Below are 15,489 nucleotides of genomic sequence, written 5' to 3'. Positions count from 1 at the left end.
CGACCGCGCCTACGTCATGGCCCGCGGCAACCTCCTCTACACCGGAACCGCCACCGAAACCCAAAACCGCCTCGAACAAATCAAAGACGTCTTCGTCGGCACCACCAACCAACGCACCGACCTCACGGTCTCGTAACCGCGCAGTCCAAGAAAGAGTGGAGTAGTCCAACGATGAACAGCAGAGGTCTCACCAGGGTGCTCGCCGCAGTGGTCGCGGTCGGTGCGCTGATGACAACCGCGGCGTGCAGCTCCGGCTCGTCCTCGAGCTCCGGAGCGGCGGCGGGCTCGACGATCGAGATCGGCATGATCGTCGATCTCACCGGTCCGATCGCCTTCGCCACCACCCCGATCGGTGCGAAGGCGGCCGTCGCGTCGATCAACGCGGCCGGGGGTGTGAACGGTCACCCGATCGATCTGTTCGTCTGCGACTCGGGCGGCAACAGCACCACCGCTTCCGACTGCGCCCAGCAGATGGTGTCGAAGCAGGTCGCGGCGGTGGTCCGCCCCAGCAGCATCGTGGCGGACTCGTTCATCCCGATCCTGGAGGCGGCACAGATCCCCATGATCGCGCCGCAGGTCTCCACCCCGGCGGGCTTCAACTCGCCGGAGACCTTTGCGCTGGCCGACTCCGGGTTGATTTACTACCCCGGTTTCGCCCGCATGCTGGCAGACCAGGGCGCGAGCAACATCGTCATGACGGGCGCGGAGGGGGCGGCATTCGCCAGCCTCCTCCAGCTCCCGCCGCTCGGCGTGAAGGACTACTCGCGCCCGATCACGATCAACAATGTGACGGTGCCGCTCACGGCGGCAGACATGGCGCCCTACGCCCAGGCCATCCGCGCCGGCAACCCGGATGGCGTCATCCTCGGTGTGCCGGACCAGCAGGTGATCAGCCTGACCCAGCTGCTCAAGGCGAGCAACCCCGCGCAGAAGCTCGCCATCCTCGGGCTGGATCCCGCCAGCGTGATCAAGGGCATCGTCGCGGCGACCGGACCGGTTCAGGGCCTGTACACCCTGAACTTCTACAACGCTCAGGGTGAGCAGCCGGTCTCCCAGGAGTACCGCTCGCGGGTGGAGGCGGCCGGTGCCACGGCCGACCAGGCCGTGACCGACTTCGCCCTGCAGGCCGCCTACGCGTCGGTGCTCATCTTCGCCGAGGTCGCCGGGGGCATGTCCTCCGACATCACCGCTCCCGGGGTGACGACGGCGCTGGGCAAGGCGAACGACGTGACGATCAACGGATTCGCCCCGCCGATCGACTTCACCACCCCCGTCCCGCAGGCCGGCGGAGCGCGCGTGTTCACCGCGTGCGTCCAGGAGGCCACGTTCGAGGGCACCACGAACAAGCCGCTCGGCGGCTTCATCAACGCGTTCACCGGCGCCGCCTGCTGACGCCGGCACCCGAACGACCCAAAGCTCGTCCTCTGCACAGCACCAGTCAAAGAAGAGTGGAGTAATCGAAATGAACAGGAAACACCTCACCAGGGCGCTCGCCGCGCTGGTCGCGGTCGGGGCTCTGATGACGACCGCCGCGTGTAGCGCGGGCGGGTCGTCCTCTCCCTCCGGCTCGGCCGGTGGCACCCCGATCGAAATCGGCATGATCGTCGACCAGACGGGCCCGATCACCTTCCCGACCACCCCGACGGGTGCGAAGGCGGCGGTCCAGTCCATCAACGACGCCGGCGGAATCAACGGTCACCCCATCGACCTGTTCATCTGCGACTCCGGTGGAAACAGCACCACCGCCGCGGACTGCGGACAGCAGATGGTGTCGAAGAACGTCGCCGCGGTGGTCCGCCCGAGCAGCATCGTCGCGGACTCGTACATCCCGATCCTCCAGGCGGCGCAGATCCCCATGATCGCGCCCCAGGTGTCGACGCCCGCGGGCTTCACCGCGCCGAACAGCTGGCTGCTGGCCGACTCCCCGCCGATCTACTACCCCGGCTTCGCCCGCCTGCTCGCGGACCAGGGTGCGCACAACATCGCCATGGTGGGCGCGGAGGGCGCGGCATTCGCCAGCATCTTCCAGCTCCCGCCGCTCGGGGTCCAGAACTACTCGCCCCCGGTCACGATCAACAACGTCACCGTGCCCCTCACGGCGGCGGACATGGCGCCGTACGCGCAGGCCGTGCGTAACACCAACCCGGACGGCGTCCTCGTCGCGGTGCCGGACCAGCAGGCCATCAGCCTGGTCCAGCTGCTGAAGGCGAGCAACCCGGCCCTCAAGTTCACGGTCTTCGGGCTCGACCCGCAGAACGTGATCTCGAGCATCGTCGGGGTCACCGGTCCGGTGCAGGGTCTGTACACGCTGAACTACTACAACGCCGCCGGCAGCGAGCCGGTCGCGCAGGAGTACCGCAAGCAGACCGCGGCGCAGGGCGCCTCGGCCGACCAGGCCCTGAACGACTACGCGATGCAGGCGGCCTACGCCTCCGTCCTCGTCTTCGCCGAGATCGCGGGTGGGGTGTCCGACGTCACGGCGGCGAACGTGCAGAACGCGCTGGGCACGGCGAACCACGTCACGATCAACGGGTTCGCCCCGCCGATCGACTTCACCACGCCTGTCCCGCAGGCCGGTGGAGCGCGCGTGTTCACGGCGTGTGTCCAGGAGGCCACGTTCCAGGGCACGACCAACAAGCCGCTCGGCGGCTTCATCAACGCATTCACGGGCGCTGCCTGCTCGTAACGCGCTGATCCCGGTTCGGTGGAGGGCGGCCTCATCCGTCGCCCTCCACCGGCACCGGGAGGAACAGGATGCTGATGGCTGAACAGCGGGACCAGCGGGAGCCGGGGATCGACCGGGTGCAGCTCCTGCTCGACAAGCAAGACATCTACGACGCGGTGGTCCGGTACTGCCGGGGCTTCGATCGTTTCGACGAGAAGCTCGCACTCGCGTCGTTCCATGACGACGCGGTCGTCAACTACAACGGCTACGAGGTTCCGGCAGCAGAGTGGCTGCCGAGCTCGATCGCGTTCGCACGGTCCGGCGGGGTCCGGGAGTGCACGCACCACATCTGCAACCACATCGTCGACGTCGACGGCGACGTGGCTCTGAGCGAGGCCTCCTATCTGGCCTTCACTCCCGTCGAGATCGAGGGGCGCGCCCTGGATCTCTGGGTGGCGGGGCGCCTCGTGGACCGCTTCGAGCGTCGCGACGGCGTCTGGCGGATCGCGCACCGCACGACCGTCTACGACTGGAAGCGGATGTACGACCCGGCGACCGTCGCCGGTGGCTCCGCGTACCTCGCGGGGCTCGACGCGGGCGTCCAGGGCGCCCCGTTCCCCGACGACATCACGTACCTGCTCGCCGTGACGCGGCGGGATGGCGCGAACGGCTGAAGGACAGGACCGAGGAGCACCCATGCGAGTCAGGCTCATCACCGCGGCGGACGAGGACGAGACGGGGCGGGTGTCCACGCGGGTGGTGGACCTCACCGATCCGGACGCGGCCACCCAGCCCGGCGGTGCGAGCCGCTCTCTCCTCACCGGGCTCTGGGGCTGGGATCGGATCCCGCCGTTGCCGCAGCTGCGGGAGGACGTCGAGGCGTACCGGAACGCGCTGCGGGATGCCCCCTTGGCGCCGTACGACGGCATGCGGGCCTTCGTCGCGGTCGTGCCGCCCGGGATGGGCCTGAACGACGCGACCGAGGTCAGCGGCGGGGCGATGCACCGGACCGACTCGATCGACATCATCGTCGCGCTGGAGGGAGAGCTCGTTTTCGAGCAGCCGGGCGGCGACCTCACGATCACCGCGGGCGACACCGTCATCCTGCACGGCACCTACCACCGGCCGGTCAACCGCAGCGGGAAGCCCTTCACGTTCGTCGACCTCCAGTTCTCCACCCCGCGGAAGGACACGCCCTGGCACGAGCCGGCGGTCGAGGAGGTACCGGGCGGATGGCTCGCGACGGGGAACGAGGGGCACGCGTTCTTCGCCGAGACCCCGGAGAAGGCGGAGGCGCTGGCCGCCGTGCGTGAGACCTGGCGCGCGCAGCTCCGCGACGAGATCACGTGGGGCGGGCCGACGACATCGGACGTCTCCGAGGTCGGCGCGGGGGACGCGAACCCGGGAGGCCCTGGCCGGATCCGGCTGATCACGACGGCGGACGCCGACGAGGACGGGACCGTCTCGACCCGCATCGTCGATCTCACCGATCCGTCGGTGTCCACGCAGCCGGGTGGACCGGGTCGTGCCCGGCTCACCGGTCTGTGGGGATGGGACGAGCTGCCCACGCTGCCGCTCTCGCGCGCCGATGTCGAGCGATATCGGACGACCCTCGCGAAGGGAGCGTACGCCCCGTACGGCGGGATGCGCGCCTACCTGACGACTGTCCCGCCGCGAATGGGCATGAACGACACGACCGAGCTGAGCGGCGGGTCGATGCACCGGACCGACACGATCGACATCGTGATCGGCCTCGAGGGGGAGCTCGTCTTCGAGCAGCCGGGCGCCGACATCACGATCACGCCGGGCGACATCGTGATCCTGCACGGCACGTACCACCGGCCGGTGAACCGATCCGACCAGCCCTTCGTCTTCCTCGACTTCCAGTACACGACGCCGCGCAAGGACACGCCCTGGTACGACCCCCAGATCCGAGAGGTCGAGGGCGGGTGGATCTCCACGGGCAACGAGGGCTTCACCTTCTTCGAGGAGACGCGGGAGAAGGCCGAGGCGCTGACCGCCCTGCGCGAGAAGTGGCGGGAACAGGCGAAGAGCGAGATCACCTGGGGCGGTCCTCGCGACTAGCGAGGAGCCGTCATTCGCCGTGCGATCGGTTCGCCTGGTGAACCGCTGGGACGGACACCCCGCGCGCTAGGTCAGGATGCAGGCACGTAAATCCCACCGACCCCGCAACGTAGCGGGGACTCCTCGGGGGACGCCGATCGGACGAGGCAGTCCGAGAGAGGTACGAGTCATGCCAATAATCGACGGCTCTATAAGACGCCGACCGGGGGAGGCGTCGTGAACGACCGAATCGTACGAGTGGAGGGCGTCGAGCGCGTCTTCACGGGCCGGCGCAGTGCGGTGCACGCTCTGGGGCCGATCGACCTCGAGATCGAGCGGGGACAATTCGTCGCGATCGTCGGACCGTCCGGCTGCGGGAAGTCGACGCTGCTGCGCATCATCGCGGGCCTGGATGCGCCCAGCGCCGGGGAGATCGTCATCGCGCGGAAGCAGCCCACCGGCCCGCTGTGCTCGATGGTCTTCCAGGACTACGGCATCTTCCCGTGGAAGACGGTGCTCGCCAACGTGCGCCTGCCGCTGGACATCGCGCACGTCCGCCGGGCGGAGGCGAACGCGACCGCGCGGGAGTGGCTCGTCCGCACCGGGGTCGAAGGCTTCGCCGCCGCGTATCCGCACACGCTCTCGGGCGGCATGCGTCAGCGCGTCGCGCTGGCGCGCGCCTTCGTGGCGCACCCGGAGATGCTTTTAATGGACGAGCCCTTCGCGGCGCTCGACGCGCAGCTCCGCCTCGTCCTCCAGCAGGAGCTCCTCAGGGTCTGGGAGGCGCATCGCCGCACGATCCTGTTCGTCACGCATTCGATCGACGAGGCCCTGCTGCTCGCCGACCGGGTGATCGTGATGTCGGGTCGTCCCGGTCGCATCCTCGACGACATCGAGGTTCCCTTCCCGCGGCCGCGTTCGCGTGACGCGCGCGCGACGGCCGAGTTCGGCGCTCTCGAGGAGCGCATCTGGAATCTCCTGAAAGGAACGGTGGAGGCTGATGAGCCTGCTCGCGTCTCCGCGTGACACCGACGCCGACCCCGACGTGCAGATCGTCCGGCGCGTCCCGGGCTCGGCCGAACTGCATCCCCGTCGGCACTCCCGGCGTCGGCGGACGATCTTCCTGATCCTCGCGTGGGGTACGCCCATCGCGCTCTTCCTGATCTGGGAGCTCACCGCCCGCTCCGGAGCGATCGACGTCCGCTTCTTCCCCGCCCCGTCCACGATCTGGACCTCCGGGGTGCGGGCGATCGGGAGCGGCGTCCTGCTCGACGCGATCGTCGCCACCGTGCAGAAGCTGGTCATCGGCTACCTGATCGGCGTCGCGATCGGAGTGCTGCTGGGGCTGATCCTCGGTATGTCGTGGATCGTCCGGGCGGCGCTCGAGAACATGCTCGTGGCGCTGTACACGCTGCCGAAGCTCGCCCTCTTCCCGGTGTTCCTCTTGATCTTCGGCTTCGGTGACGCCCCGCAGATCGTGCTCGTCGCCGTCTCCGTCTTCTTCGTCGTGGTCCTTTCGACCACGACGGCGGTGGGGTCGGTCGAGCAGGGATATCGGGATGCCGCATCGGTGCTCGGCGCGAATCGGCTGCAGCTCATGCGGCACGTGGTGGTGCCCGCCGCGCTTCCCGGAATCGCAACGGCCGTCCGGCTCGCCGCCGGCATCGGGATGCTCGTCGTGGTCGGCATCGAGATGGTGTCCGGGTCCAACGGACTCGGCTACCTGATCTATCAGCGTTCCCAGGTGTTCGACCCGGGAACCATGTACGCCGCTGTCATCTGCGCCGGACTCATCGGCGTCGCCTTCACCGGGCTGGTCACCCTCGCCCTGAGATTCATCGTCCCGCAGTACCGAACCCGCGCTCGTCGCTAAGAAACAAAGGAGAAATCACATGAATAAAACCCGACTCAGCCGAGTCGCGGCCGCAGCGCTTGCGGCCGTATCCCTCGTCGTCCTGTCCGCCTGCAGCTCGGGAGCCGCGCCCGTGGCCAGCCCGTCCGGCGGGATGGTATCCGTCCTCCCCGACGGTGTGTCTCTAAGCGGGCCGTCGGGGTCGCCCGCTCCTCAGCCGCTTGCGCAGCAGCAGACCATCAAGGTCGGCGTCTTCTCCAAGCTCGAGACGGTCGCGCCCGTCCTGCTCGCGGACGCCGAGGGTGAGTTCCAGAAGGAGAACCTCAAGGTCGAGTTCGTCTACGACACCCCGCCGAACCTCTTCACGCTGCTCGGTCAGGGCAAGATCGACGTCGTCCAGGGCGGCACGACCGGGCTGGTCTTCAACGCGCTGCGCCAGGGAGTGCCGGTCCGCTGGCTGTCCGGGCTCTCGCAGTCCCCGCAGGACTCCGGCCTCTACCTGAGCACGAAGATCGCCGCGTCGAGCAAGGACTTCCAGCCCGCGCAGATCAAGGGTGCGAAGATCGCCGTCAACCCCGGTGGTCTCAGCTCGCCGGCCGCGTATCCGATCTACTCGGTCCTGCAGAAGGCGGGCCTCAACCCCGGCGACGTCACCCTGCAGGTGTTCAACGACAAGGCATCCATGGTGCAGGCGCTCAACGCCGGCAGCGTGGACGGCGCGATCATCGGACCGCCCTTCACGTCGGCGCTCACGCCGGGTGTCGCGTTCTGGGCCGAGCCGGCGTACCCGGACGACATCCAGATCGCCGGCTACTACGGGACCAGCATCCTCACCGGCACCAAGAGTGACGTCGGCGAGGCGTTCTTCCGTGCGATCCTGCGGACGGTCAACACCTACCTGACCGGCGACTACCACAAGAACGCGGACACGGTCGCGACCCTCGCGAAGGTCCTCGACTCCACGCCGCAGATCATCACGTCGACGCCGGCGATCACGTTCGACTTCAACGTGCCGGAGAAGTCCGTCGGCGCACTGCAGGACATGTACGCGACCGTGCCCAACACGCTGCAGTACGACAACCGGGTCACGCCGGACGAGCTGGTGGACCTCTCGCTGGTCCTCCAGGCCTCCGGTCACTGACGCCGGGCAGTCACCCGCACGACGGCAGCGCCACCTCCGCCGGGGGTGGTGCTGCCGTCGTTCGTTCGACGACGTCAACGCCGAATCAGGTGAGTTGGCTTATTCAGGAGGATCAGGCCGGGAATCGTCCTGAATCAGCGAGATCACCTGATTCGGAAGGGGAGAAGGACGGGGCCTGACCGCGGATACCGACTAGTTCGTCGACTTGTTCGGCACGAGGGCGTGCGGACCGACGAAGCCGACGTGCACCATCCTGGTCGGTCCGTTCGTGTCGTCGTAGAAGTACACGCGCGGGGCGAGAGGGCCCCCGCCCTCGGAGATCTTGAGATGCGCGAGCATCTCGATCTTGCCCGACGCGTCGACCCGCGCGTCGACCGCGAAGATCCGGGTCTTGCGGAGCTTGGCGCTGTTCTGGACCGTCTCGCCCTCGCTCATCGAGAGCTTCTTCGAGGTCGCCGGCCACCCGAGCACGGGTCCGGAGGCGCACCACTCCCAGAAGCCGCCGCCGTCCCAGCCCTCGAGGCGGTCCTGGGCGTAGGCGGCGAGCGCCCGCAGACCGCGCCACGTCGTATTGCCCCACGCGAAGGCATTTGGAGAGGTGTCGATGTCCTCGACGTCGCGGACGGCGGAGCCGGGCAGCGCCAGCCATCGGGAGAGGTAGAGCTGTGCGGCGAGAGCGGCCTCGGACGTGTCCTGCACCTCGTCGGGCACCGACGCCTCGACCTCGTGCTGCGTGCCCCAGAGCAGGTCCGCCATCCCACGGGCGAGCAGCTCGTCCTTCAACCGGGCCAGGTGCCCGGTCGCGGCGGCGAGCTCCCGTTCCACTTCGCTGTGCTCGTCGCGGGCGACGTCGAGATCGAACTCCCACCGCTCGCGCTCCGCCTCCAGCTCCGCGGCCGGGATCATCCCCTCGAGGGCATTCGCCGGCAGGCCGCTCGGCTCGCGAAGCACTCGGAACACGTCGGGGACCCGGCGGCGAGTGGACAGCTGCGAGACCGAATACACGATGCGGTCGATCGTCGGGTACCGTCCGTCTTCGAGCCGCGATCCGAGGTAGTACCGGTGCCGCCATCCGTCGGACTCGGTGACGGGTCCGGGGGCGTAGACGCGGATCCCTCCGCCCCAGACCGCGAGCATGCCGAGCTTCTCCCGGAGCGCGGCGACGGCGGCGCTGTCCAGCGTGATGACCGTGGCGACCCCCTCCGTGCGCGACGCGATCTTGTGGGCGGCGGCGAGCCAGTCACCGCCCTGGTCTCCGGCCCTCTCCGTGCAGACGATGGTCGGCAAGGATCGCTCCGGATCCGAGAGGGTCTCGACGAGGGCGTCGATGTCCTCGGCCGAGATCGACACCGGCGCCGTGAGCACGGCGCTCTTCCCCAGGCGCGGCTTCTCGGAGGCCTCGAGAAGCTCATGGACGACGCGCGGCCTGCCGACGCTCACGCGGAGCGTGGGGTCGTCCGACTCCATGCGGCCCTCGACGAGGGTGTGCACCCCCGTGTCGTCCGCGACCACCCAGACCACGACGGTCCACCTCCGGGGGTCTCCGAGCTTCTGATCGTTCACGATGACGTCGAAGGCCTTCGCGCCGAGCCGACGGAAGACGATGCTCCGATGGCGACCCTGTGAGACGTCCAGCTCGGTCTCGCCCTCCACGAGAGCGACGGGATCGGAGCTCTCCTGAGCCCAACCGGCGACGCGCTGCCGGAGGCGCTGAATCACCTCGTCGTGCTCGAGCGTCGTCTCGTCGGACCACAGCGCGCGATAGAGAAGACTCACCGCAAGCTCCTCCTCATTAAGGCGCGGGAATGGTCGGTTGACATCGTAAGGTCAGCCGTCGATGGCGATCGGGATCTCGCCGCGGATCGCGAGGTACGTGTCCGACCGCCGATCGCGGAGCGCGCGGGCGCCGAGGCTCTTCGCCATCGCATCGGCGATGCCGCCGCGGACATCGATCTCTGCCATCACGAGGCCTTCGTCCGAGAAGCCCGTGCTGGCGATGACCCGGCCGAGGGGGTCGATGATCTGGCTGAGGCCGAAGAACTCGGCGCGGCCGATATTGCCGACGTAGTTCGAGGACACGAGCCAGCGCTGATTCTCCGCCGCCCGCGCGCGATCGAACAGCTGATACTGCTGAGCGTTCACGCCGTCCCGCGGATCCGTGTTCGCCGGCACCCGACCGTAGCTGTAGGCCGTCGGCATGACCAGGAGCTCCGCGCCGCGGAGGGTCAGCTCTCGGCAGGACTCGGGCCAGGTCTTGTCGTAGCAGATCAGGAGTCCGATGCGGCCGATGGCCGTCTCGAACACCGGCCAGTCGTTCCCCGGGCGCCAGATGACCTGCTCGGAAGGCGTGAGATGGACCTTTCGGTACCGGCCGATGTGCCCGCTCGGACCGGTGAGGACGGCGGTGTCGAAGACGACACCGGCGCCGATGCCGGCCTCGGTCAGCCCGTAGGCGACATGAATACGGCGCGAAATCGCCTTGGCCTCGATCGCCCGCACGCGCGGGCCGTCGGGCACGCTTTCCGCGGTGCGGTAGACCTCTTCCAGAACCGCGGTGGTGCTGGCTTTGTCGGCGATGAACGGATAGCCCTGGAGGCTTATCTCTGGAAATACGATGAGGTCCGCACCCGCGTCGGCCGCCTCATCGATTATGGAAAGAATCCTTTCGAGATTCTGTTCGCCATCGAGGCTTCCTCGCATCGCGCACGTCGCGATCACGGTGTGGGACATACGTAATCCTCTCGACCGGCCGACGGCTCCCAACATACTCGCGATTCCCCGGCCGGACCCCGCGGTCCGCTCACCGAACCGCGGCGTCGCCCCGTGGCGTCCTCGTGTAGTGTCGCGCTCGTCGACGACCTGAATCGATGGACAGTGAAGTCCGCGACGGGAGGGAAAGCCGGTGGATACCTCTTTAAATGAGGTCGAAGAAGCAGTCAAAGACACTTATCGGCGGTTTTTTGAGAAGGAATCGACGACCGCTGTCGTGCGGGCGTCGGAGCCGTCGGGTTTCGATCGCGCCCTATGGAACCGCTTGCTGGAGTTGGGCACCCTGAGCATGGCGTTGCCCGGCGAGGTGGGTGGCGATGACGCGGGCATGGTGTGCGTCGCGCTCGCCGCCGAACAGCTGGGCCGGCAGATTGCTCCGGTCCCGCTCATCGACGCCGTCGCCGCGGCCCGGGCTCTCGCGCGCTCCGGGGTTCCGGCTGCGCGGGCGGCGATCGAGGCGATGGCGGCGGGGGACGAGATCATCGTCCTGGCGCCTCGACCGACGGTCGATGGCGTCTCTCGGCTGGTGCCCCACGGGGCGATCGCGGATCGGATCGTCGTCATGGACGGCGACGACCTGGTCCTGGTGCCCGTGGTGCCCGATTTAAGCCTGGAGAACCTCGGTTCGCTTCCGTTGGCCCACTGCCGGACATCCGGGGAGCCCGTCGTCCTCGCCCGCGGGGAAGACGCGGCAGCGTCGTTCGCCCGCGCCGTCGCGGACGTCCGGGTGCTCACCGGGGCCGCGCTCGTGGGCATCGCCGACCGATCCCTCGAGCTCGCGCTCGAATACGTGAAAGTGCGGAAGGCGTTCGGCATCGTGATCGGCTCGTTCCAGACGGTCTCGCACCGCCTGGCCGACGACGTCGTCGATATCGACGGTGCGCGCCTGCTCGTGTACGAGGCCGCATGGTCCATCGACCATGGCGAGCGCGCGGAAGAGCGGGCGTCGATGTCGTTCCTCTTCGGCGCCCAGGTCGCGCGGCGATCCAGCGGCGACTGCCTGCACTTCCACGGCGGCGTCGGGTTTTCCATGGAGCACGACAGCCAGCTGTACTACCGGCGTGCGCGGTCCTGGCCGCTCGCGTACACCCGTCTGGACGACGAGTATCGGCGTCTCGCCGACCTCCTGTACGGACCGCAGGAAGGCTGATCGCCGTGGACTTCACGTACGAAGACGACACGATGGTGCGCGAGAAGATCCGGAGCTTCCTCGCCGCGACGCTCCCTGAGAGCATGCGCGGAGGCACGTTCGAGTGGCGGTTCGACTCCGACTTCCACCAGGCGTTCGTCGCCTGGCAGCACGAGAACCTCCTGGATGCCTCGGACGCGACGATGGATGCGTTCGCCGACGAGCTGCTGCGCGCCGACCTGGAACTGCGCACGATCGGCCCGACGGCGCTCGTCGCCCAGATCCTGTCGGTGCTCGGCACCCCGGAGCAGCGCGCGGAGTACATTCCGCGGTTCCTCCGGGGGGAGGCGCTCTGCGCTCTGGGATACACCGAGCCGGACTCCGGGTCCGACGTCGCCTCGGCGGCGACGCGCGCGATCCGCGACGGCGACGAGTGGGTGATCAGCGGCGAGAAGATGTTCACCTCCAACGCTGCGATCTCCGACTATGTGTTCCTCCTCACGCGGACCAACACGGAGGTCCCGAAGCATCAGGGCCTGACGACGTTCCTCGTGCCGCTGACGGCGCCCGGTGTGGAGATCCGTCCGATCGACACGCTGCGCGGTCACCCGACGTACATGACCTACTACGACGACGTGCGCGTCCCGGACAGCTGCCGCGTCGGCGACGTCGATGCGGGCTGGTCGGTGATGCGGGTAGCGCTGGACGTCGAGCACGGCGCGGGGAAGCGCATCACGCTGGATGCCGGCGACGACGCGGCCCGCAGCTACCGGCTGGAGTCTCGGCTGGGCCATGCCGGCGGCCACGGTGTCAAGATCGGGCACACCCTGACCCGGCTCGTGGAGTGGGCCCGCGGGGCGCGAGACCACGAGGGACGACGGGTCATCGACGATCCCTTCGTGCGGAGCACGCTGGCCGGCATCGCGATCGATCTGGAGGTCATCCGCCTGCTGCAGGGGCGCAACGATCCGGAGGCCGCGAAGCCCGGCGTGGGCAACGGCAAGAAGCTCTTCGGCTCGGAGGCCTACCAGCGCGCTACGCAGCGCATGTTGGAGATCGCGGGGCCCGCCGGCATCGTGGACTACCGCTCGGAGGGGTCCGTCGCCGACGGCTGGGTGGAGTACACGTTCCGGGATGCCACGGTCGCGACGATCTCCGGCGGTTCGAGCGAGGTGCAGCGCGACATCATCGCGGAGCGCCGACTCGGCCTCCCGACCGCGCGGCGCGCGGCGCGGGCGAACACCAGCGACTCGCGGCCCGTCGCGGCCCCCGGGAGCGTATGAGCATGAATACCAGCACGAACATGAGCACGGAAGTAAGCAGGGATATCAGCACGGACACCTGGGCGATTCTCGACCGTGGACTGGCCCCGAGAGCGGTCGCGGTCTACGGCGCGAGCGATCGTCGTCTGCAGAGCCAGGCCGCGCGGATCGCACGCCAGCTGACGGCGCACGGATACGAGCGCCGGGTGGCGTTGGTGAATCCGCGGTCGCAGGTGGTCGACGGGATCGCGACGGTAACGCACGCTGCGGACAGCTCCCTGGCGCGCGAGCTGGACTTCGCGGTGATCTCGGTCCCGCGCGAACAGGTCGCCACGGCCGTGGACGACTGCGTCGCGGCCGGCATCCGTCTCGCGATCGTGACCAGCGCCGGCTTCGGCGAGGCCGACGAGGAGGGGCGTCGGTACGAGGACGACCTGCGGAGCCGGGCATCCGCGTCGGGACTCCGGCTGTTCGGGCCCAATTGCATGGGGCTGATCAACTTCACGAGTCGTCTTCACGCGGCGAATCCCCCGGTCGAGCTTCCCCGCCGCGCGGGGCACATCTCGGTCTTCGGGCAGAGCGGATGGATCTCCACCCAGCTCATGGAGCTGTTGTCCGCGTCCGGACAGGGGCTCGACCTCTGGGTCACGATGGGAAACGCGATCGACATCGACATGCCGACGATGCTCGAGTACGCGGCGCAACGTCCGGAGACGTCGGTCGTGGTGCTCTATCTCGAGAGCGTGCCGGAGCCCGACCGTCTCCGCGATGCGCTGCTCGCGGTGCGCCGGGCCGGCAAAGAGGTCATCGTCCTCAAATCGGGGCGGAGCGAGGAGGGCCGCCTTGTCGCCGCCTCGCACACAGGAGCGATGAGCTCGCCCGACATGTTCTTCGATGTGCTCATCCGGGAGACGGACTGCATCCGAGTGGACACGATCCGGGAGGCCGCGCAGGCCGCGTCCCTCGTGGCGGCGATCGGCCGACCCCGGGGTCCGTTCGCGGTCGTCGGAAGTTCCGGCGGCGACTGCGTTCTCGCCGCGGACACGTGCTCGAGCATCGGTCTGCCCCTCGCCGCGCTCGGCGCGTCCACCCAGGCGGAGATGCGGCGCATCCTGCCCCAGGTGAGCGTGCGCAATCCGGCCGACGTGACCCCGTTCGCCAAGGAAGGCCGGACGGAGGCGGAGCTGCTGAGCGTCATCGCTCGGGATCCCGATGTGGGATGCCTGATCCTGCTGGACGGGCAGTGGCGGCGGATCGACAACGTCGCGGTCCCGCCGGAGGACATCCACGCGTTCGTCTCGTCGATGGGCTTGGAGGCTCCGATGATCGAGATCACCCGCGCGTCCGCGGAGCACCGTGACGCGCTCGCCGGCGCGGGAGTCGCGCTCGGCCTCGACGACGAGGTGATCTGGCGGATGCTGCGCCGCCTCGTCGAGTCCACGCCGCAACGCCCGGCCGCCGCCGCGACCGAGACGCCGTCCCCGGGCCGGCCGCCCGCCGTGCTGCCGGAACTGGAGGCGTTCGAGGTGCTCCGAGCGAACGGCATACCGGTGGTGGAATCGGTGCCGGTGACCTCCGAGGCAGAGGCCCTCGAGACGGCGAGGCGGCTCGGATTCCCGGTGGTGGTGAAGGGGCTGCTGCCCGGCGTCACGCACAAGGCGCTGCTCGACCTCGTCGAGACGAACCTCGTCGACGAGGACCAGCTGGTCGGGAGCTGGTCCCGCGTCTCCCGGATCCTCGAGGAGCACGGCGGCGGCACGGTCGTCATCCAGCCGCAGGAGACGGGGGGTCTCGCGGAGCTGATCATCGGAACCACGAACGACCCGCTCTATGGGCCCCACCTCGTCCTCGGGGCGGGCGGTCGCTGGGCGGAAGACGGTGCGGATCGTGCCTGGGTGCGACTGCCGGTGACCCCCGAGAGCGCGCGCAGGGCGCTCTCCGACTTCCCGCTCGGGCGACGTCTCCTCGGCCACGCCGCCGCGCACCGCGCCGTCGACGCGATCGTCGGCGCCGCGTGCACGATCGGTGAGATCGCCGTGGCCCGTCAGGACGAGATTCAAGACATCGAGGTGAACCCGTTCATCGTCACATCGACGGGGATAATCGCCGTCGACGCGGTCGTCACACTGGCGACGGGCCACGAGCGGCCCGAAGAGAAAGGGAGCAAGAATGGCTGAGAACGACGACTGGATCGTCTTCGATACCGCGGACCGGAGCCCGGAGAACTGGCTCTCTCTCGGAGACCAGGTCCCCCTGCGAGGCGCCGTGCTCGAAGGCGACTATGGCGCCGGATTCATGCATTGGGTCCGGAACGACAACAAGTCCGAAAAGCCGCATGCGTTGAAATGCGGAATACATCGCACGGACGTCGACACCGCGATTCACGTCGATGGGTCCTCGGGGCACGAGTTCACGTGCATCATCGAGGGCACGCTCACGGTCGAACTCGACGACGGACGGACGTTCGTGCTCGAGCCCGGTATGACCGCGCATTTCAAGCCGGGGCATCCCGGCACCTATCGATACAAGGCGCCGTTCCGGCAGTTCGTCGTCGTCGCCTACGGGCAAGACACCCCCTGAGAAAGCGCATTCGCTCGCCCGGTCACC

The 15,489-nt window shown here is 68.6% G+C and carries 13 protein-coding genes; 11 read left to right on the top strand and 2 right to left on the bottom strand.

Annotation, left to right across the window (positions count from 1 at the left end; all coding sequences use genetic code 11):
- Positions 1–171: 171 nt before the first annotated feature.
- The 7 genes from ABCS02_RS22895 (at position 172) to ABCS02_RS22865 (ending at position 7,722) form a co-directional block, all read left to right on the top strand.
- Positions 172–1,392, top strand: a complete 1,221-nt coding sequence (locus ABCS02_RS22895) for an ABC transporter substrate-binding protein (protein ID WP_345837992.1) — start codon at positions 172–174, stop codon at positions 1,390–1,392.
- 70 nt (positions 1,393–1,462) lie between these two features.
- Entirely contained in the window at positions 1,463–2,686 is a 1,224-nt protein-coding gene (locus ABCS02_RS22890; RefSeq protein WP_345837991.1) for an ABC transporter substrate-binding protein, read from the top strand.
- A 74-nt stretch (positions 2,687–2,760) separates the two neighbouring features.
- Positions 2,761–3,339: a nuclear transport factor 2 family protein gene (locus tag ABCS02_RS22885; RefSeq protein ID WP_345837990.1), complete on the top strand. Its 579-nt coding sequence runs from the start codon at positions 2,761–2,763 to the stop codon at positions 3,337–3,339.
- Positions 3,340–3,361: 22 nt separating this feature from the next.
- Positions 3,362–4,750 (top strand): hypothetical protein, encoded by a 1,389-nt coding sequence (locus ABCS02_RS22880; protein ID WP_345837989.1) that lies wholly within the window; start codon positions 3,362–3,364, stop codon positions 4,748–4,750.
- Positions 4,751–4,966: 216 nt separating this feature from the next.
- On the top strand, positions 4,967–5,755 hold the full coding sequence (locus tag ABCS02_RS22875) for an ABC transporter ATP-binding protein (protein WP_345837988.1): 789 nt from the start codon (positions 4,967–4,969) through the stop codon (positions 5,753–5,755).
- Entirely contained in the window at positions 5,730–6,602 is an 873-nt protein-coding gene (locus ABCS02_RS22870) for an ABC transporter permease (RefSeq protein ID WP_345837987.1), read from the top strand. Before ABCS02_RS22875 ends, ABCS02_RS22870 begins: the two co-directional genes overlap by 26 nt.
- Positions 6,603–6,621: 19 nt before the next feature.
- A complete protein-coding gene (locus ABCS02_RS22865; protein WP_345837986.1) occupies positions 6,622–7,722 on the top strand; it encodes an ABC transporter substrate-binding protein in 1,101 nt (366 codons plus the stop codon).
- Positions 7,723–7,914: 192 nt separating this feature from the next.
- Here ABCS02_RS22865 and ABCS02_RS22860 read toward each other — a convergent pair whose 3' ends face one another.
- Both ABCS02_RS22860 and ABCS02_RS22855 read right to left on the bottom strand, forming a co-directional pair.
- Positions 7,915–9,498 carry a hypothetical protein gene (locus tag ABCS02_RS22860; protein WP_345837985.1) on the bottom strand — a complete coding sequence of 528 codons (1,584 nt, stop codon included), beginning with the start codon at positions 9,496–9,498 and terminating at the stop codon, positions 7,915–7,917.
- Between the two features lie 51 nt (positions 9,499–9,549).
- Positions 9,550–10,452 carry a carbon-nitrogen hydrolase family protein gene (locus tag ABCS02_RS22855; RefSeq protein WP_345837984.1) on the bottom strand — a complete coding sequence of 301 codons (903 nt, stop codon included), beginning with the start codon at positions 10,450–10,452 and terminating at the stop codon, positions 9,550–9,552.
- 172 nt (positions 10,453–10,624) lie between these two features.
- On the opposite strand from ABCS02_RS22855, the gene ABCS02_RS22850 reads away from it, so the two are divergent.
- The 4 genes from ABCS02_RS22850 to ABCS02_RS22835 are packed head-to-tail and all read left to right on the top strand — an operon-like array spanning position 10,625 to position 15,462.
- Positions 10,625–11,641 carry an acyl-CoA dehydrogenase family protein gene (locus ABCS02_RS22850; protein WP_345837983.1) on the top strand — a complete coding sequence of 339 codons (1,017 nt, stop codon included), beginning with the start codon at positions 10,625–10,627 and terminating at the stop codon, positions 11,639–11,641.
- Positions 11,642–11,646: 5 nt separating this feature from the next.
- Positions 11,647–12,903 carry an acyl-CoA dehydrogenase family protein gene (locus tag ABCS02_RS22845; protein WP_345837982.1) on the top strand — a complete coding sequence of 419 codons (1,257 nt, stop codon included), beginning with the start codon at positions 11,647–11,649 and terminating at the stop codon, positions 12,901–12,903.
- Positions 12,904–12,923: 20 nt separating this feature from the next.
- Positions 12,924–15,059: an acetate--CoA ligase family protein gene (locus ABCS02_RS22840; RefSeq protein WP_345837981.1), complete on the top strand. Its 2,136-nt coding sequence runs from the start codon at positions 12,924–12,926 to the stop codon at positions 15,057–15,059.
- Positions 15,052–15,462: a hypothetical protein gene (locus ABCS02_RS22835; protein WP_345837980.1), complete on the top strand. Its 411-nt coding sequence runs from the start codon at positions 15,052–15,054 to the stop codon at positions 15,460–15,462. The genes ABCS02_RS22840 and ABCS02_RS22835 overlap by 8 nt, the downstream gene beginning before the upstream one ends.
- Positions 15,463–15,489: the final 27 nt, after the last annotated feature.

It is taken from the genome of Microbacterium sp. X-17, assembly GCF_039615055.1.
The sequence above is the reverse complement of the archived record's forward strand: the minus strand, read 5'-3'. Positions and strand labels throughout refer to the sequence as shown.

Excerpts from the sequence above, each read along its gene's own strand:
- ABCS02_RS22895 (WP_345837992.1), top strand. The coding sequence starts at position 172 with ATGAACAGCAGAGGTCTCACCAGGGTGCTCGCCGCAGTGGTCGCGGTC.
- ABCS02_RS22890 (WP_345837991.1), top strand. The coding sequence starts at position 1,463 with ATGAACAGGAAACACCTCACCAGGGCGCTCGCCGCGCTGGTCGCGGTC.
- ABCS02_RS22885 (WP_345837990.1), top strand. The coding sequence starts at position 2,761 with ATGGCTGAACAGCGGGACCAGCGGGAGCCGGGGATCGACCGGGTGCAG.
- ABCS02_RS22880 (WP_345837989.1), top strand. The coding sequence starts at position 3,362 with ATGCGAGTCAGGCTCATCACCGCGGCGGACGAGGACGAGACGGGGCGG.
- ABCS02_RS22870 (WP_345837987.1), top strand. The coding sequence starts at position 5,730 with ATGAGCCTGCTCGCGTCTCCGCGTGACACCGACGCCGACCCCGACGTG.
- ABCS02_RS22865 (WP_345837986.1), top strand. The coding sequence starts at position 6,622 with ATGAATAAAACCCGACTCAGCCGAGTCGCGGCCGCAGCGCTTGCGGCC.
- ABCS02_RS22855 (WP_345837984.1), bottom strand. The coding sequence starts at position 10,452 with ATGTCCCACACCGTGATCGCGACGTGCGCGATGCGAGGAAGCCTCGAT.
- ABCS02_RS22840 (WP_345837981.1), top strand. The coding sequence starts at position 12,924 with ATGAGCACGGAAGTAAGCAGGGATATCAGCACGGACACCTGGGCGATT.
- ABCS02_RS22835 (WP_345837980.1), top strand. The coding sequence starts at position 15,052 with ATGGCTGAGAACGACGACTGGATCGTCTTCGATACCGCGGACCGGAGC.